Origin of the sequence: Mycobacterium sp. E3339, assembly GCF_001666915.1 — a bacterium.
Taxonomy (GTDB): Bacteria; Actinomycetota; Actinomycetes; order Mycobacteriales; family Mycobacteriaceae; genus Mycobacterium.
Window position 1 is genome coordinate 12,395 of record NZ_LZIZ01000132.1, and the last position, 21,190, is coordinate 33,584.

A 21,190-nucleotide genomic window follows, 5' to 3' on the forward strand; every position below is an offset into this window, starting at 1 on the left:
CAACGGCTTCCGGGGCGTTTGTCGCTCGAACTATTTGACCATCGTGAACTGGCAGACGTTCGTGTAGCCGTCGCGGAACAGGTCCGAGCAGCCCCGCAAGTACTTCAGGTAGATGTCGTAGGTCTCCTGGCCCTTCAGGGCGATCGCCTCTTCCTTGTGCGCCTCGAGGGCATCGCCCCAGGCCGTCAGCGTCGGCACGTAGTTCTTGCCGATGAAGTGGTGTCGCTCGATCTTGAAGCCCGCGTCCGTCGCGTACTTGTCGACCAGGTCGACCTGGGGCAGCTTTCCGCCCGGGTAGATCTCCTTGAGGATGAAGCTGATGAACCGCAGCAGGGTCATGTTCACCTGCAGGCCCATCTTCTTGCCCTCTTCGGCGCTGGGCACCACGATCGAGTGCAGCAGCATGCGGCCGTCGTCGGGCAGCAGGTCGTAGTACTTCTTGAAGAAGGTGGCGTACCGCTCGTATCCCGCGTCACCGGCGCCGTCGGCGAAGTGCTCGAACGCTCCCAGCGACACGATGCGGTCGATGGGTACGTCGCCGGGGAATTCCTCCCAGCCCTGGATCCGCACCTCCTTGCGGCGCGGGCTGTCCATCTTCTCGAACTCGGCCACGCAATGGGCGTACTGGTTTTCGCTGAGCGTCAGGCCGATGACGTTGACGTCGTACTCGTCGACGGCGTGCCGCATCGTCGAACCCCACCCGGAGCCGATGTCGAGCAGCGTCATGCCCGGTTCCAGGTTGAGCTTGTCGAGGGCGAGCTTGCGCTTGGCGTACTGCGCCTCTTCGAGCGTCTTGGTCAGGTTTTGCGGGTCCGGATTCTCGTCGAAGTAACCGCAGCTGTACGTCATCGACGGGTCAAGCCAAAGCTTGAAGAATTCGTTTGATTTGTCGTAGTGCGACCGAACCTTCTCGACCGGCGGCTTCAGTTGGGTGCTGCCCGTTTCCCCCTGTGACGTCATGGATTCGAACCTACTTTCCCGCTGAGATTGACGCGACTGCCGCGACGGTGGCTTCGTGGTCGGCTTCGTGGTGGGCGGCTTCTCCCAGCATCGTGACTGTACTGGTGATCACCGGTTTGCCCTCGGCGTCCGTGACCTCGCTGCGGATTTCGGTGATCACGGCGCCATGGGACTCAATGACCGAGTCTAGATAAGTGTCGAAGTAAAGCCTATCCCCGGCGACGATCGGCCGGTGGAACTTGAATTTCTGGTCGCGGTGCATGACCCGCGCGATGTTGATCGGGATGCTGAACTTGGTGAAGATCTCCAGCTGCACGCGCCGACCCGCGATGGCGAGGAATGTGGGCGGGGCCACCAGCCCGTCATATCCAGCCTCGGCGGCGTCGGCCTCGTTGAAGTGCGTCGGATGGTCGTTGCTGATGGCGAGCGCGAACTCCCGGATCTTCTCGCGGCCGACCAGGAAGTAATCCGGAGCCCGGTAATGGCTGCCGATGAGCCCTTCGGCTCCTTTGGGGATTGTCATACCGCTGTCGCTCTCCGCTTCGAATAGGTCTCAGCGGCGCAGCCTATCAGCGGGATTGCCGCCGGGATGCCACCGCGGCCAGTGCCCCGCCGGCAGCCCCCAGCGCCAGCGCCGACGGCACCCCGATCCGCGCGGCCTTGCGGGCGGTGCGAAAGTCGCGGATCTCCCAGCCGCGTTCGCGCGCCAGGGTGCGCAGGCGCGCGTCGGGGTTGATCGCGACGGCGGTGCCCACCAGCGAGAGCATCGGCACGTCGTTGAAGCTGTCGGAGTACGCCGTGCAGCGCTTGAGGTTGAGCCCCTCCCGGATGGCCAGCGATCGCACGGCGTGCGCCTTGCCGGTGCCGTGCAGGATCTCGCCGACGAGCCGGCCGGTGAACACGCCGTCGACCGACTCCGCGACGGTGCCCAGGGCGCCGGTCAGGCCGAGCCGCCGCGCGATGGTCGCCGCGAGTTCGTACGGGGTGGCGGTGATCAGCCAGACCTGCTGGCCGGCGTCGAGGTGCATCTGCGTGAGTTCGCGGGTGCCGGGCCAGATCTTGTCGGCGATGATCTCGTCGTAGATCTCCTCACCCAGGGCCACCAGCTGCTCGACCGATCGGCCCTCGATGAAGGCGAGCGCTTTGCGGCGGCCGGCGGCGACGTCGTTGCTGTTCTCCTTGCCGAGGACCTGGAATTTGGCCTGGGCATAGATGAAGCCGAGCACGTCGCGATAGGTGAAGTAGTTCCGCGCCGCGAGCCCGCGACCGAAGTGCACCGCCGAGGAGCCCTGCACCAGGGTGTTGTCGACGTCGAAGAAGGCGGCCGCGGTCAGGTCGATCGGCGGCTGCGGGCGGTCCTCGCCGGCGGTCTCGGCCTGCAGGCCCTCCAGCGCGCGGGCGGCGCTGGCGTCGGCGGCCAGCGATTCCAAGTCGGCGCGACTGACGTCGCCGTTGACCGGGTCAGAGGAAGTCATCGCCAAACCTCCTAGATCGCTGTGTTGCCTGGCGACCCAGTGGGTCCCGGTACTCAACCCTATCCGGCGGGGGGTGGGGGAGGCGCAGCCGAAGGCGCCGAGCGGAGTCTCTTTGCACTCAGTCGCGGAGGTGCGCGATGGTCGACAAACCGGTCCTCACACGCCGGCGGCGCCATGTGCTCACGACCACATGCCGAGATTCGTCGACATCGCGCCCGTGTAGTTGCCGTGCGCGGTCGTGGCCACCTTCTCGAGTTGCGCCAGCGCCTCGCGCATCATCGCCTCGCCGCGCACCCAGTGCCGGTGCGCCTCGGCGTGGGCCGCTGCGGCCTCGCCCGTCCACACGGCGTGCAAATGCGTTACCCGCGAATCGATTTCGGCGATCATGTCCTCGGCGTAGCGCTGAAAGCCCGCCATCCGCTGCACCGCATCGGCCAACGCCTGCGGATCCACCCGAAACGCCTCAGCCACCACGCACCGCCCGCTCCGCTTGGGCCGACCGGGCCTCGTTGGCCGCATACGCACCGCCGGCTTCGCCCACCAGGTGCGCCAGCATCGACAACCCGAGCTCCACTTCGCGGGCGCCCCGATGCCACAGCCCCCACGCCGCCCCGTACGCGGTACCCGACTCGCCCTGCCAGCCGCCCAACAACCGTCCCACCTGATCGTCCAGCTGGGCGAGCTGGCCCGAAAGTTGCTCGGCCGCACCGCTGAGCGATGTGGCGGCGTCCCGCATCACCGCGGGATCAACCCGCACTGTCGCCTCGGCCATGAGCGGAACATAACGCCTGGTAAATAGGCCCACAAGTCACCGATGCCAGACTGGTGCCCATGACCGAAGCGACCGGCCGCCCGCGGGTGGAACTCCTGACCCGCGACGGCTGCACCATCTGCGAACGGGTGCATGCCCGGCTGGGCGAACTGGCGGCCGAGCTGGGCTTCGAGCTCTCCGCCACCGACGTCGACGCCGCCGCGGCGGCGGGCAACCCGGCGCTGCGGGCGGAGTTCGGCGACCGGCTGCCCGTGATCCTGCTCGACGGCCGCGAGCACAGCTACTGGGACATCGACGAGGCGCGGCTGCGCACGGATCTCGGGAGATGAGGGCCACCGGGCAATTATTTGGTAGCCCACCTGTTAAACGATTACCGTGGAAACCAGTTCGATTACTGGAGAAAGCAAGGGAGCTGGCCAGGTGATGCTGCCGTGAGCGTCTTGCTTTTCGGGGTTTCGCACCGCAGTGCGCCGGTCTCCGTCCTGGAACAGCTCACCATCGACGAATCCGATCAGGGCAAGATCGTCGACCGGGTGCTGCAGTCGCCGCTGGTGACCGAGGCGATGGTGCTCTCGACGTGCAACCGGGTCGAGGTCTACGCCGTGGTGGACGCGTTCCACGGCGGGTTGGCCGCGATCGGGCAGGTGCTGTCGGATCACTCCGGAATGTCGATGGGGGACCTGACCAAATACGCGTACGTCCGCTACAGCGAGGCCGCCGTCGAGCACCTGTTCGCGGTGGCCAGCGGGCTGGACTCCGCCGTGGTGGGTGAGCAGCAGGTGCTCGGCCAGGTGCGCCGCGCGTACGCCACCGCGGAAACCAATCGCACCGTCGGCCGGGTGCTGCACGAACTGGCCCAGCGGGCGCTTTCGGTGGGCAAGCGGGTGCACTCCGAGACCGCCATCGACGCCGCCGGCGCGTCGGTGGTGTCGGTCGCCCTCGACATGGCCGAGCGCCGGCTGGGCGGCCTGGAGGGCAAGACCGCCGCGCTGGTCGGCGCCGGCGCGATGGGCGCCCTGGCCGCGGCCCACCTGACCCGGGCCGGCGTCCGGCACGTGCACGTGCTGAACCGGTCGTCGTCCCGGGCGCAGCGACTGGCCCGCAAGATCCGCGAATCGGGTGTGCAGGCCGACGCGATGTCACTCGACCGCTTGGCCGAGGCGGTGGCGGACGCCGACGTCATGGTCAGCTGCACCGGCGCGGTGAGCCCGGTGGTCACCCTCGCCGACGTGCACCACGCGTTGGCCGCCGCGCGCCGCGACGAGTCGACGCGTCCGCTGGTGATCTGCGACCTGGGCATGCCGCGCGACGTCGACCCCGCGGTCGCGGGCTTGCCGGGGGTGTGGGTGGTCGACGTGGATCGCGTGCAGCACGAGCCGTCGGCGCACGCCGCCGCCTCCGATGTGCACGCCGCGCGCCACATCGTGGCGGCCGAACTCGCCGCCTACCTGGCGGGGCAGCGGATGGCCGAGGTCACCCCGACCGTGACCGCGCTGCGCCAGCGCGCCGCCGACGTGGTGGAGGCGGAACTGCTGCGGCTGGACAACCGGCTGCCCGGCCTGGAAAGCGCCCAGCGCGAGGAGGTGGCGCGCACCGTGCGGCGGGTGGTGGACAAGCTGCTGCACGCGCCCACCGTGCGGATCAAACAACTCGCCAGCGCCCCGGGCGGCGACAGCTACGCCGAGGCGTTGCGCGAACTCTTCGAACTCGACCAGACCGCCATTGACTCGGTGGCCGCCGTCGCCGCGGGCGAATTGCCCGTTGTGTCAACGGGATTCGACGCCGGAACCCAAGAAGTGGCCGAGTAGCCGATTGGCGAACGTGATCCGGATAGGCACCCGGGGCAGCCTCTTGGCCACCACCCAGGCCGGCGTGGTCAGGGACGCCTTGATCGCCAACGGCCACCCCGCGGAGTTGGTGATCATCACCACCGCCGGTGACCGCTCGTCGGCGCCCATCGAGACCCTGGGCGTCGGGGCCTTCACGACCGCGCTGCGCGAGGCCATCGACGACGGCCGGGTGGACGCCGCGGTGCACTCGCACAAGGATTTGCCGACGGCGGACGACCCGCGGTTCACCATCGCGGCGATACCGCCGCGCAACGACCCGCGCGACGTGGTCGTGGCCCGCGACGGGCTGGTGCTCGGGGAGTTGCCGCCGGGTTCGCTGGTGGGCACGTCGTCCCCGCGCAGGGCCGCGCAGCTTAGAGCATTGGGTCTCGGTTTGGAAATCCGCCCCCTACGAGGCAACCTAGATACCAGGTTGAACAGGGTAAGCAGTGGTGATCTTGACGCGATCGTGGTGGCTCGGGCCGGACTGGCCCGGCTCGGTCGCCTCGACGATGTCACCGAGACGCTAGAGCCGGTGCAGATGTTGCCAGCACCGGCTCAGGGCGCGCTCGCCGTCGAATGCCGCGCCGGTGACGATCTGGCGGCGGTGCTGGCGGAGTTGGACGACGCCGACACGCGCGCGTCGGTCACCGCGGAGCGAGCCCTGCTGGCCGAACTGGAGGCCGGTTGTTCCGCACCGGTGGGCGCGATCGCCGAGGTGGTCGAGTCCATCGATGAGGACGGCCGGGTCTTCGACGAGCTGTCGCTGCGCGGTTGCGTGGCGGCGCTGGACGGGTCCGACGTGATCCGCGCATCCGGGATCGGCTCCGCCGACCGGGCGCGAGAGCTGGGGGTCTCGGTCGCCGCAGAGTTGTTCGAACTCGGCGCCCGAGAACTCATGGCCGAGGCGCGGCAGGACCCTGCACGAGGAAATTAATCGCGAGTGACGTGGGAGCGACAATGACGACGCGAGGGCGTAAGCCGAGACCCGGCCGCATCACGTACGTGGGTTCCGGGCCCGGCGATCCGGGACTCTTGACCACCCGGGCCGCCACGGTTTTGGCGAACGCCGCCCTGGTGTTCACCGACCCCGACGTGCCGGAGGCGGTGCTGGCGCTGATCGGCAAGGACCTGCCACCGGTTTCCGGCCCGGCACCCGCCGATGCCCCGGCCGGCAACAGTGACGCCGCCACCGGCCCGGACCAACCCGCGGTGATATCGGCCGGCCCCGATGTGCGCCCGGCCCTCGGCGAGCCCGCCGAGGTGGCCAAGACGCTGACCGCCGAGGCCCGCGCCGGCGCCGATGTGGTGCGGCTGGTGGCCGGCGACCCGCTGACGGTCGACGCGGTCATCACCGAGGTGAACGCCGTCGCGCGCAGCCACCTGCACCTCGAGATCGTGCCCGGCCTGGCCCCCACCGGCGCCGTGCCCACCTACGCGGGGCTCCCGCTGGGCTCGTCGCACACCGTCGCCGACGTGCGCGACCCACACGTCGATTGGGACGCTCTGGCCGCGGCGCCCGGCCCGCTGATCCTGCAGGCCACCACCTCGCATCTGGCCGACGCCGCGCGCACCCTCATCGAGCACGAGCTGGCCGAGACCACCCCGTGCGTCGTGACCGCGCACGGCACCACCTGCCAGCAGCGGTCGATCGAGACGACGCTGGGCGGTCTGACCGACTCCGCCGTGCTGGGCGGGACGGACCCGGCCGGCCCGCTGACCGGGCCGCTGGTGGTGACCATCGGTAAGACGGTGGCCAGCCGGGCGAAGCTGAACTGGTGGGAGAGCCGCGCCCTGTACGGCTGGACCGTGCTGGTGCCGCGCACCAAGGACCAGGCCGGCGAGATGAGCGAGCGGCTGACGTCCTACGGCGCGCTGCCGATCGAGGTGCCGACCATCGCCGTCGAGCCGCCGCGCAGCCCCGCTCAGATGGAGCGGGCCGTCAAGGGCTTGGTCGACGGCCGGTTCCAATGGGTGGTCTTCACCTCCACCAACGCGGTGCGCGCGGTGTGGGAGAAGTTCGGCGAGTTCGGTCTGGACGCGCGCGCGTTCTCGGGCGTGAAGATCGCCTGTGTGGGCGAGTCGACGGCCGACCGGGTGCGCGCGTTCGGCATCAGCCCCGAGCTGGTGCCCGCCGGCGAGCAGTCGTCGCTGGGTCTGCTGGACGACTTCCCGCCCTACGACAGCATTTTCGACCCGGTGAACCGGGTCCTGTTGCCGCGGGCCGACATCGCCACCGAGACGCTGGCCGAGGGGCTGCGCGAACGCGGTTGGGAGATCGAGGATGTCACGGCCTACCGGACCGTGCGGGCCGCGCCGCCGCCGGCGGAGACGCGGGAGATGATCAAGACCGGCGGTTTCGACGCCGTGTGCTTCACCTCCAGCTCCACGGTGCGCAACCTGGTCGGCATCGCCGGCAAGCCGCACGCGCGGACGATCATCGCCTGCATCGGTCCCAAGACCGCCGAGACCGCGGCCGAGTTCGGTTTGCGGGTGGACGTCCAGCCGGAGACGGCCGCCGTCGGTCCGCTGGTCGACGCGCTGGCCGAACACGCCGCGCGGTTGCGCGCCGAGGGCGCGCTGCCGCCACCGCGCAAGAAGAGCCGCAGGCGCTAGTGGGTCGCCGCAAAAGGAGCTAGCCAATGGCTTATCCGCGGCAGCGCCCGCGCCGGCTGCGCTCCACCCCCGCGATGCGTCGCTTGGTGGCGCAGACGTCTTTGGAGCCAAGGCATTTGGTGCTGCCGATGTTCGTCGCCGACGGTATCGACGAGCCACGGCCCATCGCGTCCATGCCCGGCGTCGTGCAGCACACCCGCGATTCGCTGCGCAGCGCCGCAGCCGATGCCGTCACCGCCGGCGTGGGCGGGCTGATGCTGTTCGGTGTGCCCCGAGACGAGGACAAGGACTCGACCGGGTCGACCGGCACCGACCCCGACGGCATCCTCAACCTCGCGCTGCGGGACTTGGCCAAGGATCTCGGCGACGCGACGGTCCTGATGGCCGACACCTGCCTGGACGAGTTCACCGATCACGGCCACTGCGGCGTGCTGGACGCCAGGGGCCGGGTGGACAACGACGCCACGTTGGCCCGGTACGTGAAACTCGCTGTGGCACAAGCGGAATCGGGCGCACACGTGGTGGGGCCGAGTGGCATGATGGACGGCCAGGTGGCGGCGATACGCGACGGCCTGGACGCCGCGGGTTACACCGACGTCGTGATCCTGGCCTACGCCGCGAAATTCGCGTCGGCGTTCTACGGGCCGTTCCGCGAGGCGGTCAGTTCCAGCCTGTCCGGGGACCGGCGCACCTACCAGCAGGAGCCGGGCAACTTCCGCGAGGCGCTCCGCGAGATCCGGCTGGATCTCGACGAAGGCGCGGACATCCTGATGGTCAAACCCGCACTGGGTTACCTCGACGTGGTGGCCGCCGCGGCGGACGTCTCGCCCGTGCCGGTGGCCGCCTACCAGGTCTCCGGCGAGTACGCCATGATTTGCGCTGCGGCGGCGAATAATTGGATCGACGAACGCGTCGCGGCGCTCGAGTCGTTGACGAGCATTCGCCGCGCCGGAGCCGATATCGTGCTGACGTACTGGGCCGCGGACGTGGCCGGTTGGCTTTCGTGAGATGGGGCTTGCGATGACTACAGGCAGGGACGTCGAACCCAAGCCGTTGTTCCACGAATCGGGCGCCAGCTGGATATGGGTGCTGTGGGGCCCGGTGGCCGCGGGCGCGATGATCCTGATCGAGGTCTGGAGCGGCGCCCCGGTGTCGTTCCTGATTCCGGTGATCTTCCTGGTGCTGGTGTCGGGGTTCGTCGGGTTGCAGGTGAAGGCGGCACGCATCCACGTCTCGGTGGAGCTCACCGAGGACGCCCTGCGCCAGGGCACCGAAACCATCCTGGTACGCGAGATCCTCAAGGTCTATCCCGAACCCGAGAACCACGAGGCCTCCGGCAAGGAGCTGGCGCGGTGGCAGTCGGCGCGCGCCCTCGGCGAATTGGTCGGGGTGCCCCGCGGCCGGATCGGCATCGGTCTCAAGCTGACCGGGGATCGCTACGCGCAGGCGTGGGCGCGACGGCACCGCGAGCTGCGGGCGGCGCTGACCCCGCTGGTTCAGGAGCGGGTGGAACCGGCCGGATCCGACATCGCCGACGACGACGCCGGCACCGAACAGTGAGCACCCGTTCCTGGAGCACCAGGGCCGTGATCGAACTGGCGGCCGCCTGCGCGGCGCTGGCGGGCGCCGCGGTGAGCTGGTTTCGTTCGCACCACACGGTGGCGGTCGCGCCGATCGCCGACGGGCAGCCGTTCACCACGTCGTTGGTGTACGACCCGCAGTTGCTGTTGTTGACCCTGCTGCTGCTGACCAGCGCGGGGGTGCTGGCGGTGGTCGGGACCGCCAGGCAGCGCCGTACGCGGCGCGCTAAGACGTCTTGATCAGCGGCAAAGCCAACCGGCGGCGCGTGGCGATGGCGTCGGCCACGTCGTGCAGCGCCTCGTGCACCGATAGCGCGTAGGGGAAATCGCCGTCGTCACCCAGGAGCTCGCCGACCGCCGGGCTCGCGACCAGGGTCCACTGCACGCCTTCCGCGCGGCAATCCTCGTCGAAGCTTTGCAAGAGCGAAAGGCCCGCGGGAGCAAATTGGCTCACCTCGCCCATGTCGAGCACCACGTGGTCCTCGCCGAGGATGAAACGCCGAATGTGGTCGCCGATCTGTTCGGCGTTGACGGCGTCGATTTCACCCCGAATCGTCACCACGGTCGCCAGCTGGCGGCGGTGGGCCCGGACCCAGGCGCCGCCGCAGCGGAAGATGCCGTTTTGCTCGCGCGTCAGGATGTCGGCGATCGTCATGAACACCCCTCGCTCTCCGTGGCGTTCGCTATGCCTCCCGACGCTAATCCGCAAGGTTAAGGAGGGGGAAAGCCGCACCTAACGGTTCGGTAAGAAGCGATTTTCGCCGCCATTTTCGCGGTCCCCGAGCAAACCTGTGGCGTGGGAAATCCTCGCCGAAAGACCGCGTGCCACACCACAACCGTCCGCGCGTCGGGGCTATCGCGCTGCTAGGCTGCCAGGGCTACCGGTTGCGCGGCGGGGGCGGTGAAACCGCGTGGTCGCCCGGTGGGCCGAGTTGGCAGGCGAACGGCAGAGTCCAGGCAGAAAGAGCATTTGTGCGCGGCGCAGAGATCAGGGGAGAGATCAAGGCCCTGACGGGACTGCGCATCATCGCCGCGCTGTGGGTCGTGCTGTTCCATTTCCGGCCGATGCTGGGCGACGTGGGGCCCGATTTCCGTGACGCCCTGGCCCCGGTGCTCAACTGCGGCGCCCAGGGCGTCGACCTGTTCTTCATCCTCAGCGGGTTCGTGCTGACGTGGAACTACCTCGAGAAGATGGGCCGGTCCTGGTCGACGCGCGCGACACTGCACTTCCTGTGGCTGCGCCTGGCCCGGGTGTGGCCGGTATACCTGGTCACCCTGCACCTCGCCGCGCTGTGGGTGATCTTCACCCTGCACGTCGGCCACGTGCCGTCGCCCGACGCCGCCGGGCTCACCGCCATGAGCTACGTCCGCCAGATCCTGCTGGTGCAGCTGTGGTTCGTGCCGTTCTTCGACGATTCCAGCTGGGACGGGCCGGCCTGGTCGATCAGTGCCGAGTGGCTGGCCTACCTGCTGTTCGGCTTCCTGGTGCTGGTGATCCTGCGGATGAAGCAGGCGACCCGGGCGCGCAGCCTGATGGTGCTGGCCTTCGCGGCGGCGTTGCCGCCGGTGGTCATGTTGCTGGCCAGCGGCCACTTCTACACGCCCTGGAGCTGGCTGCCCCGCATCGTCACGCAGTTCACCGCCGGCGCGCTGGCCTGCGCCGCCGTGCGCCGGCTGCGATTGACCGACCGCGGCCGCCGCGTCGCCGGGTACCTGTCGCTGCTCGTGCTGGCCGCGATGGTGGGCATCCTGTATTGGTTTGACGCGCACCCGATCTCGGGTGTGGTGGAGAACGACAGCGGCGGCGTCGTCGACATCCTGTTCATCCCGCTGGTGATCACGCTGGCGATCGGCGTGGGCAGCCTGCCGCGGGTGCTCTCAACGCGGTTGATGGTCTACGGCGGGCAGATCTCATTCTGCCTGTACATGGTTCACGAGCTGGTGCACACCGCCTGGGGATGGTCGGTCGAGCAGTTCGAGCTGCGGCCGCAGGACAATCCGTGGAAATGGAATGTCATTGGGCTGCTTGCCATCGCGGTGGTCATCTCGGTGCTGATGTATCACTTCGTCGAAGAGCCCGCCCGCCGTTGGATGCGCAAAATGGTCGACGTCAAAGCCGTCACCGCGAGAAGCGAGCCCGACGAGCCGCCGAGCGGCAAGGTGCATCCGATCGACCGTTCGCGGGAAGCGATTTCGGCCCGCGCGGTGTGACGGACGCCGCGGCGCCCAGGCGCAAGCCGGATAATCGATGACAATGCAGTGGCACATGACGATGCCGTGGGAGGGGAGGTAGTAGTGAGTCGTCTGGCCACTTTCGTCATCGGCCTGGCGTTTCTGGTGGGCGTCGGCATCGCCTATCCGGCCCAGGTGCGTACGTACGACACCTTGACGCTGGATTTCCGGTTGAATCACCTCGCCGTCATCGGGGACTCCTACACCACCGGCACCGGCGAGGGCGGGATCGGGCCGAGGTCATGGCCGGCGAGGGCCTGGGACGGGCTCGCCGCGCGGGGCGAACGGATTTCGGCCGACGTCGCGGCCGAGGGCAGGGCCGGCTACGGCATGCCGGGCGACCACGGCAGCGTCTTCGAGGACCTGACCGGCAGGGCCGTGCAGGGCGACGACGTGCTGGTGGTGTTCTTCGGCTCCCGCAACGACGAGACCGTCGATCCGTTCGTGGTGGGCCAAAGGGCCCGCAGCACATTCGATTTGGCCCGGCGGCTGGCGCCGTCCGCACGGTTCCTGGTGATCGGGCCGCCGTGGCCGACCGCCGATGTGCCCCTGCCCATGCTGCAGGTGCGCGACGCGCTCTTCGGCGCGGCCGCGTCCGTGGGGGCGACGTGGGTGGACCCGATCGCCGAGCATTGGTTCGTCGGCAGGCCCGATCTGATCGGCGCGGACGGCGTGCACCCGAACGACGCGGGGCATCAATACATGGCGGACAAGATCGCGCCGCTGATCCGTACGCAGCTGTCGATCTGACCCCGGGGCGGTTCAGTCCTCGGCGTGGCGCTCGTAGTCCCATCGCTCGAGGCGGGCTTGCAAGTTCAGCAAGCCGAAACCGGCGACGGGAGTGGCGGCTGCAATGCAGACCAGCAGCAGCTGAGTCATCCCCGAAACCTCCCAAAACCCTTCCCTAGTATGACGTTCCTCGGCGACAAGAAGTTCATTTCCGCTCGCGCACACGCCGACGAGTTCGGGCGAATTTTCGTCATCGCTTCTCCCTAGGTCGCCATCCAGGCGAGTTCGCCGGGCAACTGGAGGCGCCAGTAGACCATGTCGTGGCCGCCGATCGTGAAGCTGCCCGCGGGCGGCGTCTTCAGCTGGCTCACGAATTGCCGGGTGGCGGGATAGAACCGATCGAAGGTGCCGCAATCCACGCGCAGCGGAATCTGCGACAGCGCCGGCACACCCAGCACGCTGTTCTTCGTCCAGTCGTCTTCGCTGTCGAACGCCTTCGGGGCGGTTTCGGCGAACGAGGTGTACAAGGCCGGGCTGATGGCGCAGATCCCCGCGGTCCGCGCCGGCCCGAGCCGGGCGCCCAGGTGCAGCGCCCCATAGCCGCCCATCGACCAGCCCAGGAAACCCACCCGCGAAGTGTCGAAACCCATCGACGAGAGCATCGGCAACAACTCGTCGAGCACCATCGCACCGGAGTCGGTGCCGTCGGCCCGCTTGTGCCAGTAGGAATCGCTGCCGCCGTCGACGCCCACCACCGCGAACGGCGGCTTGCCGTCCTTGACCAGCTGGGCCAGGCCCTTCTCGACACCGCAGTCGAGCATCATGTTCGCGTCGCCGTCCTTGCCGTGCAGCGCGATCACCGGGCGCAGCATGCCGGTTTGCCCCGGCGGCAACGCAATCACGTAATTCGTCTTCACCCCCCCGCGGGCGGCCGAGACGAACGAACCGGTGATCCTGGTCGGCAGGTTGCTGCTCGCCGCCGATGGCTCGAACGGCGCGGGAGCCTGCGGCAACGTCGCGGCCACCGGTCTGACCGGATCGAGCAGGGCACTCAAGGCGAACACGCCAGCGGCGCCCAGGCCGGTGCCGGCTCCCCGCAGCACCGCCCGGCGTGTCAGCTCAGGCATGATCGCAATGATGCCGCGCTGAGTGCGCATTGCCGCCCGAGCCAGGCTGAAATGGAAGCATTGTGTGACCTAGCGTGACCGATCGGTCTCCAACCGGTTACCTGCGCGACCGTGCTAGGGGCCGTTCCGTCGGCCCGGCTGCCCGACTGCACCGCGATTTCCGGCCGTATTCCTCTCTGCCACAACGAAAGACGTGCCGATCGCGGCCGGATGGCGTCCGCCCGATCCACCTGCCGGACCGCCTTCCCGCCACCCGGCCGCACGGCCCGGGTGGGATGCAATCTCGACGGTTTCAACCCTCCCGCGCCGGGCGCGATTTGCGCAGGATGGACCCTCGTGTCGCGTCGTCTGAAAGAGGATCGAGGATGAGTCTGGCGTTCCATTGGTTTTTGCCGACCTACGGTGATTCCCGGAACCTGGTGGCCGGCGGGCACGGCACGCCGATGTCCGGCGACCGGCCCGCCACGCTGAAGTACTTGCATCAGATCTGTGCGGCCGCCGAGGACAACGGCTTCGAGGCGGTGCTCACGCCGACCGGATTGTGGTGCGAGGACGCCTGGTTGACGACCGCGATGCTGGTCGAGGCCACCGAGACGCTGAAGTTCCTGGTGGCGTTCCGGCCCGGGCTGCTGAGCCCCACCCTGGCCGCCCAGATGGCCGGAACGTTCCAGCGGCACTCGGGCGGGCGGCTGTTGCTCAACGTCGTCACCGGCGGCGAACCGCACGAGCAGCGGGCCTACGGGGATTACCTGGATAAGGAGGCGCGCTACGCGCGCACCGCCGAGTTCCTGCACGTGGTGCGCCAGCTGTGGACCTCACCGGAGCCGGTCACCTTCGCCGGTGAACACATTCGCATCGAGGGCGCGCAGCTGAACAACCCGCCCGACCCCATACCGGCGGTGTTCTTCGGCGGATCGTCGGCCTCCGCCGGCCCGGTCGCCGCCAAGCACTCCGACGTGTACCTCACCTGGGGCGAGCCGCTCGCTGCGGTCGCGCAGAAGCTCGACTGGATCCGTGGACTGGCCGTCGATGCCGGCCGAATCCTGCAGTACGGCTTGCGAATTCACGTGATCAGCCGCGACACCGCCGAGCAGGCCTGGGCCGAGGCCGACCGGTTGCTGGCCGCCGTCGACCCGGCCGACGTCGAGCGGGTGCAGGCCAGCCTGGCGCGCAGCGAGTCGGAGGGGCAGCGCCGCATGCTGGACTTGCACGGCGGCAACAGCGGCCGGCTGCTGGTCGCGCCCAACCTGTGGGCCGGTGTGGGCCTGGTGCGCGGGGGAGCGGGCACCGCGCTGGTCGGGTCGCACGCCGAGGTCGCCGAGCGACTGGCCGAATACGCCAAACTCGGCATCAACCACTTCATCCTGTCGGGCTATCCGCACCTGGAAGAGGCCTACTGGTTCGGCGAGGGCGTGCTGCCGCTGCTGGAGCGGATGGGCCTGTGGCGTCATCCCAACCGGCGCCAGTCCCATCCGGTATCGGCGACGCCGTTCGCGGTCGCCTCGGCCCACTAACGCCATGGCGGCTACATTGCCGGCGCCCGCGACCGGCGCGGGTCTGGACGCGATCGCCGGCCCGGTCGACGAATCCGCCGCGCAGCAACGCCATCGCCTGCGGGTCGTCGTCGCGGCCAGCCTGGTGGGCACCACCGTCGAGTGGTACGACTTCTTCCTCTACGCGACCGCTGCGGGCCTGGTGTTCAACAAGGTCTTCTTTCCCAGCGAGAGCTCGCTGGTCGGCACGCTGCTGGCGTTCGCGACGTTCGCCGTCGGGTTCGTCATGCGGCCGGTCGGCGGGCTGGTGTTCGGCCACATCGGGGACCGGATCGGCCGCAAGCGCAGCCTGGCGCTGACCATGCTCATCATGGGCATCGCCACGGCGCTGATCGGGGTGTTGCCGACCGCCGCCCAGATCGGGGTGTGGGCGCCGCTGCTGCTGCTGGCGTTGCGGATCTTGCAGGGTTTCGCCCTCGGTGGCGAGTGGGCGGGCGCCGTGTTGCTCGCCGTGGAGCACAGCCCCGCGGGCCGGCGTGGACGCTTCGGGGCGATTCCCCAGATTGGCCTGGCGCTCGGGTTGGCTTTGGGCACAGGCATATTCGCCTTCCTGCAAATCGCCCTGGGCCCGGCACGCTTCCTCTCCTACGGCTGGCGCATCGGTTTTCTGCTCAGCCTGGTGCTGGTGGTGATCGGCGTCGTGGTGCGGTTGCGGGTCGAGGAGACCCCGGCCTTCCGCGAGTTGCGCGAGGCGGAGGCCACCGCCACCGTGCCCGTGCGTGAGATCGTCCGTGAGCCCCGGTCACGGCGAAACACCGTGCTGGGCTTGCTGTCTCGCTGGGCCGAAGGCTCGGCGTTCAACACCTGGGGCGTGTTCGCCATCAGCTACGCCACCGGGGCCCTGGGCTTCAACCGGGTGTCGGTCCTGGTGGTGGTGACCGCCGCGGCCCTGCTGATGGCGGTCCTGCTGCCGGTGTCCGGCGCGCTGACCGACCGGTTCGGCGCGCGCCGGGTGTATCTGACCGGCGTCGCCTGCTACGGCCTCGCCGCGTTTCCCGCCTTCGCGCTGTTCGGCACGCGGAATTTGGTCTGGTTCGGCGCGGCGCTGATCATCGTGTTCGGCGTGGTGCATGCGCTGTTCTACGGGGCGCAGGGCACGTTGTACTCGTCGCTGTATCCCACCAGCACCCGCTACACCGGGCTGTCGTTCGTCTACCAGTTCTCCGGCATCTACGCCTCCGGCGTCACCCCGATGATCATGACCGCGCTCATCGCGGCGCTCGGCGGCGCCCCGTGGCTGGCATGCGGCTACCTGGTGGCGACGGCCGCCATCAGCGTGCTCGCCACGGCGCTGATCCGCGACCAAGACCTGCACCTCTGAGCCGTCCGCGCAGTAGTCTCGTTCGCAGTCGTCAGGCGCGAGGAAGCGAGAAGACATGACGGACGCGAACGTCGCCGGTTTCGAACCGCTGTACGACGAGGCGGAACACGCCGACCGGCGGATCCCCTGGGACATCGGCGGCCCGCAGCCGGCCGTTCAGCAGTTGGTGGCCTACGGCGGGATCCGCGGCGAGGTGCTCGACCCGGGTACCGGCCCGGGCTATCACGCCATTCACTTTGCGGCGCATGGGTATTCGGCAACCGGGATCGACGATTCGCCGTCGGCCATCGAGCGCGCCAAGCGCAACGCCGAGCGCGCCGGGGTCCAGGTCGATTTCCAGGTGGCCGACGCCACCAAGCTCGACGGCTTCGAGGGCCGATTCGACACGGTGGTGGACAGCGCGTTCTATCACGTCTTCCTCAACGACGGGGTTGTCCAGACGCGGTACGCCCAGGCGTTGCACCGGGCCACCAAACCCGGGGCGCGGCTGTACATGTTCGAGTTCAGCCCCCACAACGTCAACGGCCTGCAGTGGACGGCCGTCCCCGCCGACAACTTCGAGCGGGTGTTCGGCGCCAACGGGTGGCGCATCGACTACCTGGGCAGCACGACCTACCAAGCCCGCTTCCTCAAGGAGACGTTCGACGCCATGAAGACGTTCGCGTCCGAGCAGCAGGGCGAAATCCTGGAGCGGATGCGGCCGCTGGTGCACCGGCTGGGCGTCATCGACCCACTGCTGGAAGACCACCGGGTGCACCTGCCGGTGTGGTCCGTGGTGGCCACCCGCCTGGACTGACCGCGGCCCACACCGTCATCGATGGCCGGCACTGGACAACTGCGCCAAGGACTGTCGCAGCGTCAGCTCAGCATGATCGCGCTCGGCGGTGTCATCGGTGCCGGGTTGTTCGTCGGTTCCGGTGTGGTGATCAAAGACACCGGCCCCGCGGCGTTTTTGACGTACGCGCTGTGCGGTCTGCTGATCGTTTTGGTGATGCGCATGCTGGGCGAGATGGCGGCCGCGAACCCGTCGACCGGATCCTTCGCGGACTACGCGGGCAAGGCCCTGGGCGGCTGGGCGGGGTTCTCGGTGGCCTGGCTGTACTGGTACTTCTGGGTGATCGTGGTCGGCTTCGAAGCGGTCGCCGGCGGCAAGGTGCTCAACTACTGGTTTCACGCCCCGCTGTGGTTGCTGTCGCTGGGCCTGATGGTCTTGATGACCGCCACCAATCTGTTCTCGGTGTCCTCCTTCGGTGAATTCGAATTCTGGTTCGCCGGAATCAAAGTCGCGACCATCGTGATTTTCCTCGCGGTGGGCGCGGCGTTCGTCCTGGGACTTGTGCCGGGCCACGCCGGCGGACTGGACAACCTCACCGCTCACGGCGGGTTCTTCCCCAAGGGCGTCGGGGCGGTCTTCGCCGCCATCGTGGTGGTGATCTTCTCCATGGTCGGCGCCGAGATCGTCACGGTGGCCGCCGCCGAAAGCCGGGATCCCGAACTGGCGGTTCAAAAGGCGACCCGATCGGTGGTGGCGCGCATCGGTGTCTTCTTCGTCGGTTCGGTGTTCCTGTTGGTGGTGATATTGCCCTGGGACTCCGTGGAACTCGGTTCCTCGCCGTACGTGGCCGCCCTCAACCACCTGGGGCTGCGCGGCGCCGATCAGGTGATGAACGCGGTGGTGCTCACCGCGGTGCTGTCCTGCCTGAACTCGGGCCTCTATACCGCATCGCGCATGCTGTTCGTGCTCGCCGACCGGGGGGAGGCGCCGACGCGGCTGGTGCAGCTGAGCGGGCGAGGAGTTCCGCACATCGCCATCCTGTGCTCGTCGGCCGTCGGGTTCGGCTGCGTCGTGATGGCGCGCGTCGCGCCCAACACCGTGTTCCTCTTCCTGCTCAACTCCTCGGGCGCCGTGATCCTGTTCGTCTACTGGCTGATTGCGTTGTCGCAGATCGTTCTTCGCCGCCGCACCCCAACCGACAAGTTGCGGGTGAAAATGTGGTTCTTCCCGGTGTTGTCGATCCTCACCCTGGCCGGGATCACCGCGGTGCTGGTGCAGATGGCGTTCGACCGCTCGGCCCGCAGCCAACTCTGGCTGAGTCTGCTGTCGTGGGGCGTGGTGATCGGGGTGTACTTCGTGGCCCGCAGGCGCGGTCGGATTCCCGCCGAGGATTGAGGCTCAGCCGGTTTTCGTCAGCAGCACCGCGTCCTCGAACGGCAGCCTCGCGAAAACCGCTCGCGCCCCGGGCTTTACGTGCGCGGCCGCCTCGGCCTTGCTGACCACCTGGGGATCGGCGATGCCGAAGCTCTTGCCGTTGCGGCGCATCCGGCCGCCGCCCGCGGCCTTCAGGTTCTTCAGCCAGTCGCGGTCCGGGCCGTAGGTCAACAGGATCGCCACCCCGGGCTTGCCGTCGACGTCGGCACTGAACACGTTCACCGGAGTGCGGTAGCCCTTGCCCGAGCGGCGGCCGACGTGTTCGACGATCCCGAACGGCGGCAGCCAGCCGGCCCACAGCCGCTGGATCGGATTGGTGACGTGACGGTTGAACCGGGCGAGCCCCTGCGGCATCTGCATACCGCCATCCAACTCGCCCGCGCCGCCCGGCAGCAACCAAACTTTTCGCGGCGAACGGGTCTAGTGTCTGAACATGGGCGACTCGCCGGGTAACGACGCGGCCCAGCGCGCCGCGGAGCTCAAGCGCAGGGGTGAAGCCCTGGCCGCCCGGAAACCCATCACCCCGCAAGACGTCGAGCGCGCGACCGACCGCGCCCAGCACGCCCAGGAGCGGGACCACGAGGCGCACCGCCGCGACCGGGACGGCCACTACCAGGCCGCCGTCGCGCACGAACGCGCCGCCGAGGTGCATGAGCGGGCGGTCGAGGAGGGCCTAGGGGACGTCGAGGCGCACCGGCGGGCGGCGGAGAAAGAGCGCGACGCCGCCCGCCATCATTTCCGGGCCGCCCAGCAAGCCGACCCGCGAAGCGACGCCTGACCTGTCCTGCTACACCCTGTAGTTGTATCGATCGCGGCAGCTGGGACACTGGTCGTCATGGGAAGCAGTGACCAGGCGACCGCGCACGCCGCGACGACGGCGGCGTCGGCCCGGCTGTTCGCCGACGCCTGCGCGGTCATCCCCGGCGGGGTGAACTCCCCGGTGCGGGCGTTCACCGCGGTGGGCGGGACCCCGCGCTTCATCACCGAGGCCAACGGGTACTGGCTCACCGACGCCGACGGCAATCGCTACGTGGACCTGGTCTGCTCGTGGGGCCCGATGATCCTGGGACACGCGCACCCCGCCGTCGTCGACGCCGTCACCCGGGCCGCCGCGTCCGGCCTGTCGTTCGGCGCCCCCACCCCGGCCGAGAGCGAGCTGGCCGGCGAGATCATCGGACGGGTGCCGCCCGTCGAGCGGATCCGACTGGTCAACTCCGGCACCGAGGCCACGATGAGCGCGATCCGGCTGGCCCGCGGCTTCACCGGCAGACCCAAGATCGTCAAGTTCTCCGGCTGCTATCACGGCCACGCCGACGCGCTGCTCGCCGACGCGGGTTCCGGGGTGGCGACGCTGGGCCTACCGTCCTCGCCCGGGGTCACCGGCGCGGCGGCGGCCGACACGATCGTGTTGCCCTACAACGACATTGACGCCGTGCGGCACACCTTCACCGAGCTCGGCGACCAGATCGCCGCGGTGATCACCGAAGCCAGCCCCGGCAACATGGGCGTCGTCCCGCCCGCGAACGGCTACAACGCCGCGCTGCGCGCGATCACCGCCGAGCACGGGGCGCTGCTGATCGTCGACGAGGTGATGACCGGTTTCCGGGTCAGCCGAAGCGGTTGGTACGGAATCGATCCCGTCGACGCCGACCTGTTCACCTTCGGCAAGGTGATGAGCGGCGGCCTGCCGGCCGCCGCGTTCGGCGGGCGCGCCGAGGTGATGGAACGGCTGGCGCCGCTGGGGCCGGTCTATCAGGCCGGCACGTTGTCCGGGAACCCGGTCGCCGTGGCCGCCGGCCTGGCGACGCTGCGCGCCGCCGACGACGCCGTCTACGCCGCGCTGGACACCAACGCCGACCGGCTGGCCGCCCTGCTCACCGAAGCGTTGACGAATGCCGGTGTGGCGCATCAGCTTTCGCGGGCCGGCAACATGCTCAGCGTGTTCTTCACCGACACGCCAGTGACGGACTTCGCGTCCGCGCGCGCCAGCCAGACCTGGCGGTACCCGTCGTTCTTCCACGCCCTGCTCGACGCGGGCGTCTACCCGCCGTGTAGCGCCTTCGAAGCTTGGTTCGTCTCGGCGGCGCTGGACGACGCGGCGTTCGACCGGATCGCCGAAGCAGTGCCCTTTGCCGCCCGGCGGGCGGCCGAAGCGGCCGCCGGAGAGGACAAGCCCTGATGGCCGAGCAGACCCGGGTGCACGTGGTGCGCCACGGCGAGGTGTACAACCCCAGCGGCGTCCTCTACGGCCGGCTGCCGGGGTTCCACCTGTCCGACAAGGGCAGGGCGCAGGCGGCCGCGGTCGCCGACGCGCTGGCGGGCCGCGACGTCGCCGCCGTGATCGCCTCCCCGCTGCAACGGGCCCAGGAGACCGCCGAGCCCATCGCCGCCAAGCACGGCGTCGCCATCGACACCGATCCGGACCTGATCGAATCGGCGAATTTCTTCGAGGGCCGCCGCGTCGGCCCGGGCGACGGCGCCTGGCGCGACCCGCGGTTCTGGTGGCAGCTGCGCAACCCGTTCCGGCCGTCGTGGGGCGAACCGTACGCGGAGATCGCCGCGCGCATGACGACCGCGGCGGACAAGGCGCGCGCCCGCGCCGCCGGCCGCGAGGTGGTGTGCGTCAGCCATCAACTGCCGGTGTGGACGCTGCGGCTGCACGTGACCGGCCAGCGGCTCTGGCACGACCCGCGGCGGCGGGAGTGCGGGCTGTGCTCGATCACCACGCTGGTGTACGAGGGCGACCGGCTGGTCGACGTCGAATACCAGGAACCGGCGGGCTGAAAA

General features: G+C 69.1%; 24 protein-coding genes. 16 read left to right on the plus strand and 8 right to left on the minus strand.

Going from position 1 to position 21,190, the window contains the following annotated elements:
• Positions 1 to 30: 30 nt before the first annotated feature.
• The 5 genes from A5702_RS11850 to A5702_RS11870 form a co-directional block, all read right to left on the minus strand.
• A complete protein-coding gene (locus A5702_RS11850; RefSeq protein ID WP_067821623.1) occupies positions 31 to 960 on the minus strand; it encodes a cyclopropane mycolic acid synthase family methyltransferase in 930 nt (309 codons plus the stop codon).
• A gap of 10 nt (positions 961 to 970) precedes the next feature.
• The gene (locus A5702_RS11855; RefSeq protein ID WP_055404569.1) at positions 971 to 1,483 is read right to left on the minus strand and encodes a MaoC family dehydratase N-terminal domain-containing protein; all 513 of its coding nucleotides are present in this window, start codon (positions 1,481 to 1,483) and stop codon (positions 971 to 973) included.
• Between the two features lie 46 nt (positions 1,484 to 1,529).
• The gene (locus A5702_RS11860) at positions 1,530 to 2,435 is read right to left on the minus strand and encodes an HAD family phosphatase (protein ID WP_055404570.1); all 906 of its coding nucleotides are present in this window, start codon (positions 2,433 to 2,435) and stop codon (positions 1,530 to 1,532) included.
• Between the two features lie 180 nt (positions 2,436 to 2,615).
• Positions 2,616 to 2,906: a WXG100 family type VII secretion target gene (locus A5702_RS11865; RefSeq protein WP_068220918.1), complete on the minus strand. Its 291-nt coding sequence runs from the start codon at positions 2,904 to 2,906 to the stop codon at positions 2,616 to 2,618.
• Positions 2,899 to 3,207: a WXG100 family type VII secretion target gene (locus A5702_RS11870; protein WP_068220883.1), complete on the minus strand. Its 309-nt coding sequence runs from the start codon at positions 3,205 to 3,207 to the stop codon at positions 2,899 to 2,901. Before A5702_RS11870 ends, A5702_RS11865 begins: the two co-directional genes overlap by 8 nt.
• A gap of 59 nt (positions 3,208 to 3,266) precedes the next feature.
• Here A5702_RS11870 and A5702_RS11875 point away from each other — a divergent pair, with 59 nt between their 5' ends.
• The 7 genes from A5702_RS11875 to A5702_RS11905 all read left to right on the plus strand — a co-directional run bounded on the left by A5702_RS11875 (position 3,267) and on the right by A5702_RS11905 (position 9,472).
• Complete coding sequence (locus tag A5702_RS11875; protein WP_068220885.1) at positions 3,267 to 3,536, plus strand: glutaredoxin family protein; 270 nt, start codon at positions 3,267 to 3,269, stop codon at positions 3,534 to 3,536.
• Between the two features lie 102 nt (positions 3,537 to 3,638).
• The gene (locus tag A5702_RS11880) at positions 3,639 to 5,015 is read left to right on the plus strand and encodes a glutamyl-tRNA reductase (protein ID WP_055404573.1); all 1,377 of its coding nucleotides are present in this window, start codon (positions 3,639 to 3,641) and stop codon (positions 5,013 to 5,015) included.
• 13 nt (positions 5,016 to 5,028) lie between these two features.
• Complete coding sequence (gene hemC, locus A5702_RS11885; protein ID WP_055404582.1) at positions 5,029 to 5,973, plus strand: hydroxymethylbilane synthase; 945 nt, start codon at positions 5,029 to 5,031, stop codon at positions 5,971 to 5,973.
• Positions 5,974 to 5,996: 23 nt separating this feature from the next.
• Positions 5,997 to 7,652 (plus strand): uroporphyrinogen-III synthase, encoded by a 1,656-nt coding sequence (locus A5702_RS11890; RefSeq protein ID WP_055404574.1) that lies wholly within the window; start codon positions 5,997 to 5,999, stop codon positions 7,650 to 7,652.
• Positions 7,653 to 7,678: 26 nt separating this feature from the next.
• Positions 7,679 to 8,659 carry a porphobilinogen synthase gene (gene hemB / locus A5702_RS11895; RefSeq protein ID WP_082956038.1) on the plus strand — a complete coding sequence of 327 codons (981 nt, stop codon included), beginning with the start codon at positions 7,679 to 7,681 and terminating at the stop codon, positions 8,657 to 8,659.
• A gap of 13 nt (positions 8,660 to 8,672) precedes the next feature.
• On the plus strand, positions 8,673 to 9,212 hold the full coding sequence (locus tag A5702_RS11900) for a DUF3093 domain-containing protein (protein WP_067821880.1): 540 nt from the start codon (positions 8,673 to 8,675) through the stop codon (positions 9,210 to 9,212).
• The gene (locus tag A5702_RS11905; protein WP_067821633.1) at positions 9,209 to 9,472 is read left to right on the plus strand and encodes a hypothetical protein; all 264 of its coding nucleotides are present in this window, start codon (positions 9,209 to 9,211) and stop codon (positions 9,470 to 9,472) included. Before A5702_RS11900 ends, A5702_RS11905 begins: the two co-directional genes overlap by 4 nt.
• On the opposite strand, the gene A5702_RS11910 is transcribed toward A5702_RS11905, so the two are convergent.
• The gene (locus A5702_RS11910) at positions 9,459 to 9,887 is read right to left on the minus strand and encodes an STAS domain-containing protein (RefSeq protein WP_068220924.1); all 429 of its coding nucleotides are present in this window, start codon (positions 9,885 to 9,887) and stop codon (positions 9,459 to 9,461) included. The two genes, A5702_RS11905 and A5702_RS11910, sit on opposite strands and share 14 nt — an antisense overlap.
• A gap of 317 nt (positions 9,888 to 10,204) precedes the next feature.
• Between A5702_RS11910 and A5702_RS11915 the strand changes: the two genes are divergently transcribed.
• Positions 10,205 to 11,443, plus strand: coding sequence for an acyltransferase (locus A5702_RS11915; protein ID WP_055404576.1), 1,239 nt, complete (start codon positions 10,205 to 10,207; stop codon positions 11,441 to 11,443).
• A gap of 84 nt (positions 11,444 to 11,527) precedes the next feature.
• Positions 11,528 to 12,214 (plus strand): GDSL lipase, encoded by a 687-nt coding sequence (locus A5702_RS11920; RefSeq protein WP_055404577.1) that lies wholly within the window; start codon positions 11,528 to 11,530, stop codon positions 12,212 to 12,214.
• Positions 12,215 to 12,456: 242 nt separating this feature from the next.
• Here the strand turns inward: A5702_RS11920 and A5702_RS11925 are convergent, their stop codons facing one another.
• A complete protein-coding gene (locus A5702_RS11925; RefSeq protein WP_369817893.1) occupies positions 12,457 to 13,320 on the minus strand; it encodes an alpha/beta hydrolase in 864 nt (287 codons plus the stop codon).
• 365 nt (positions 13,321 to 13,685) lie between these two features.
• Here A5702_RS11925 and A5702_RS11930 point away from each other — a divergent pair, with 365 nt between their 5' ends.
• Genes A5702_RS11930 through A5702_RS11945 form a run of 4 tightly spaced genes read left to right on the plus strand, consistent with a single transcriptional unit; the run spans position 13,686 to position 18,364 of the window.
• Complete coding sequence (locus A5702_RS11930; protein ID WP_055404579.1) at positions 13,686 to 14,834, plus strand: LLM class flavin-dependent oxidoreductase; 1,149 nt, start codon at positions 13,686 to 13,688, stop codon at positions 14,832 to 14,834.
• Positions 14,835 to 14,838: 4 nt separating this feature from the next.
• A complete protein-coding gene (locus A5702_RS11935) occupies positions 14,839 to 16,194 on the plus strand; it encodes an MFS transporter (RefSeq protein WP_068220891.1) in 1,356 nt (451 codons plus the stop codon).
• 55 nt (positions 16,195 to 16,249) lie between these two features.
• Entirely contained in the window at positions 16,250 to 16,990 is a 741-nt protein-coding gene (locus A5702_RS11940; RefSeq protein WP_156669590.1) for a class I SAM-dependent methyltransferase, read from the plus strand.
• 21 nt (positions 16,991 to 17,011) lie between these two features.
• Positions 17,012 to 18,364 (plus strand): amino acid permease, encoded by a 1,353-nt coding sequence (locus A5702_RS11945; protein ID WP_068220893.1) that lies wholly within the window; start codon positions 17,012 to 17,014, stop codon positions 18,362 to 18,364.
• Between the two features lie 3 nt (positions 18,365 to 18,367).
• Here A5702_RS11945 and A5702_RS11950 read toward each other — a convergent pair whose 3' ends face one another.
• The gene (locus A5702_RS11950; protein ID WP_068220930.1) at positions 18,368 to 18,763 is read right to left on the minus strand and encodes a nitroreductase family deazaflavin-dependent oxidoreductase; all 396 of its coding nucleotides are present in this window, start codon (positions 18,761 to 18,763) and stop codon (positions 18,368 to 18,370) included.
• Positions 18,764 to 18,836: 73 nt separating this feature from the next.
• Here A5702_RS11950 and A5702_RS11955 point away from each other — a divergent pair, with 73 nt between their 5' ends.
• Genes A5702_RS11955 through A5702_RS11965 form a run of 3 tightly spaced genes read left to right on the plus strand, consistent with a single transcriptional unit; the run spans position 18,837 to position 21,187 of the window.
• On the plus strand, positions 18,837 to 19,181 hold the full coding sequence (locus A5702_RS11955) for a hypothetical protein (RefSeq protein ID WP_068220896.1): 345 nt from the start codon (positions 18,837 to 18,839) through the stop codon (positions 19,179 to 19,181).
• Between the two features lie 57 nt (positions 19,182 to 19,238).
• A complete protein-coding gene (gene hemL / locus A5702_RS11960; protein WP_068220899.1) occupies positions 19,239 to 20,582 on the plus strand; it encodes a glutamate-1-semialdehyde 2,1-aminomutase in 1,344 nt (447 codons plus the stop codon).
• Positions 20,582 to 21,187, plus strand: coding sequence for a histidine phosphatase family protein (locus tag A5702_RS11965; protein ID WP_068220902.1), 606 nt, complete (start codon positions 20,582 to 20,584; stop codon positions 21,185 to 21,187). Before hemL ends, A5702_RS11965 begins: the two co-directional genes overlap by 1 nt.
• The last annotated feature ends 3 nt before the right edge of the window (positions 21,188 to 21,190 follow it).

What these genes read in the sequence shown, in the direction of transcription:
- A5702_RS11870 (WP_068220883.1), bottom strand. Translation starts at nt 3,207, where the DNA reads ATGGCCGAGGCGACAGTGCGGGTTGATCCCGCGGTGATGCGGGACGCC.
- A5702_RS11945 (WP_068220893.1), top strand. Translation starts at nt 17,012, where the DNA reads ATGGCCGGCACTGGACAACTGCGCCAAGGACTGTCGCAGCGTCAGCTC.
- A5702_RS11965 (WP_068220902.1), top strand. Translation starts at nt 20,582, where the DNA reads ATGGCCGAGCAGACCCGGGTGCACGTGGTGCGCCACGGCGAGGTGTAC.
- A5702_RS11930 (WP_055404579.1), top strand. Translation starts at nt 13,686, where the DNA reads ATGAGTCTGGCGTTCCATTGGTTTTTGCCGACCTACGGTGATTCCCGG.
- A5702_RS11950 (WP_068220930.1), bottom strand. Translation starts at nt 18,763, where the DNA reads ATGCAGATGCCGCAGGGGCTCGCCCGGTTCAACCGTCACGTCACCAAT.
- A5702_RS11910 (WP_068220924.1), bottom strand. Translation starts at nt 9,887, where the DNA reads ATGACGATCGCCGACATCCTGACGCGCGAGCAAAACGGCATCTTCCGC.
- A5702_RS11940 (WP_156669590.1), top strand. Translation starts at nt 16,250, where the DNA reads ATGACGGACGCGAACGTCGCCGGTTTCGAACCGCTGTACGACGAGGCG.
- A5702_RS11855 (WP_055404569.1), bottom strand. Translation starts at nt 1,483, where the DNA reads ATGACAATCCCCAAAGGAGCCGAAGGGCTCATCGGCAGCCATTACCGG.
- A5702_RS11935 (WP_068220891.1), top strand. Translation starts at nt 14,839, where the DNA reads ATGGCGGCTACATTGCCGGCGCCCGCGACCGGCGCGGGTCTGGACGCG.
- hemB (WP_082956038.1), top strand. Translation starts at nt 7,679, where the DNA reads ATGGCTTATCCGCGGCAGCGCCCGCGCCGGCTGCGCTCCACCCCCGCG.
- A5702_RS11850 (WP_067821623.1), bottom strand. Translation starts at nt 960, where the DNA reads ATGACGTCACAGGGGGAAACGGGCAGCACCCAACTGAAGCCGCCGGTC.
- A5702_RS11925 (WP_369817893.1), bottom strand. Translation starts at nt 13,320, where the DNA reads ATGCCTGAGCTGACACGCCGGGCGGTGCTGCGGGGAGCCGGCACCGGC.
- hemL (WP_068220899.1), top strand. Translation starts at nt 19,239, where the DNA reads ATGGGAAGCAGTGACCAGGCGACCGCGCACGCCGCGACGACGGCGGCG.
- A5702_RS11860 (WP_055404570.1), bottom strand. Translation starts at nt 2,435, where the DNA reads ATGACTTCCTCTGACCCGGTCAACGGCGACGTCAGTCGCGCCGACTTG.
- A5702_RS11900 (WP_067821880.1), top strand. Translation starts at nt 8,673, where the DNA reads ATGACTACAGGCAGGGACGTCGAACCCAAGCCGTTGTTCCACGAATCG.
- A5702_RS11890 (WP_055404574.1), top strand. Translation starts at nt 5,997, where the DNA reads ATGACGACGCGAGGGCGTAAGCCGAGACCCGGCCGCATCACGTACGTG.
- A5702_RS11875 (WP_068220885.1), top strand. Translation starts at nt 3,267, where the DNA reads ATGACCGAAGCGACCGGCCGCCCGCGGGTGGAACTCCTGACCCGCGAC.
- A5702_RS11955 (WP_068220896.1), top strand. Translation starts at nt 18,837, where the DNA reads ATGGGCGACTCGCCGGGTAACGACGCGGCCCAGCGCGCCGCGGAGCTC.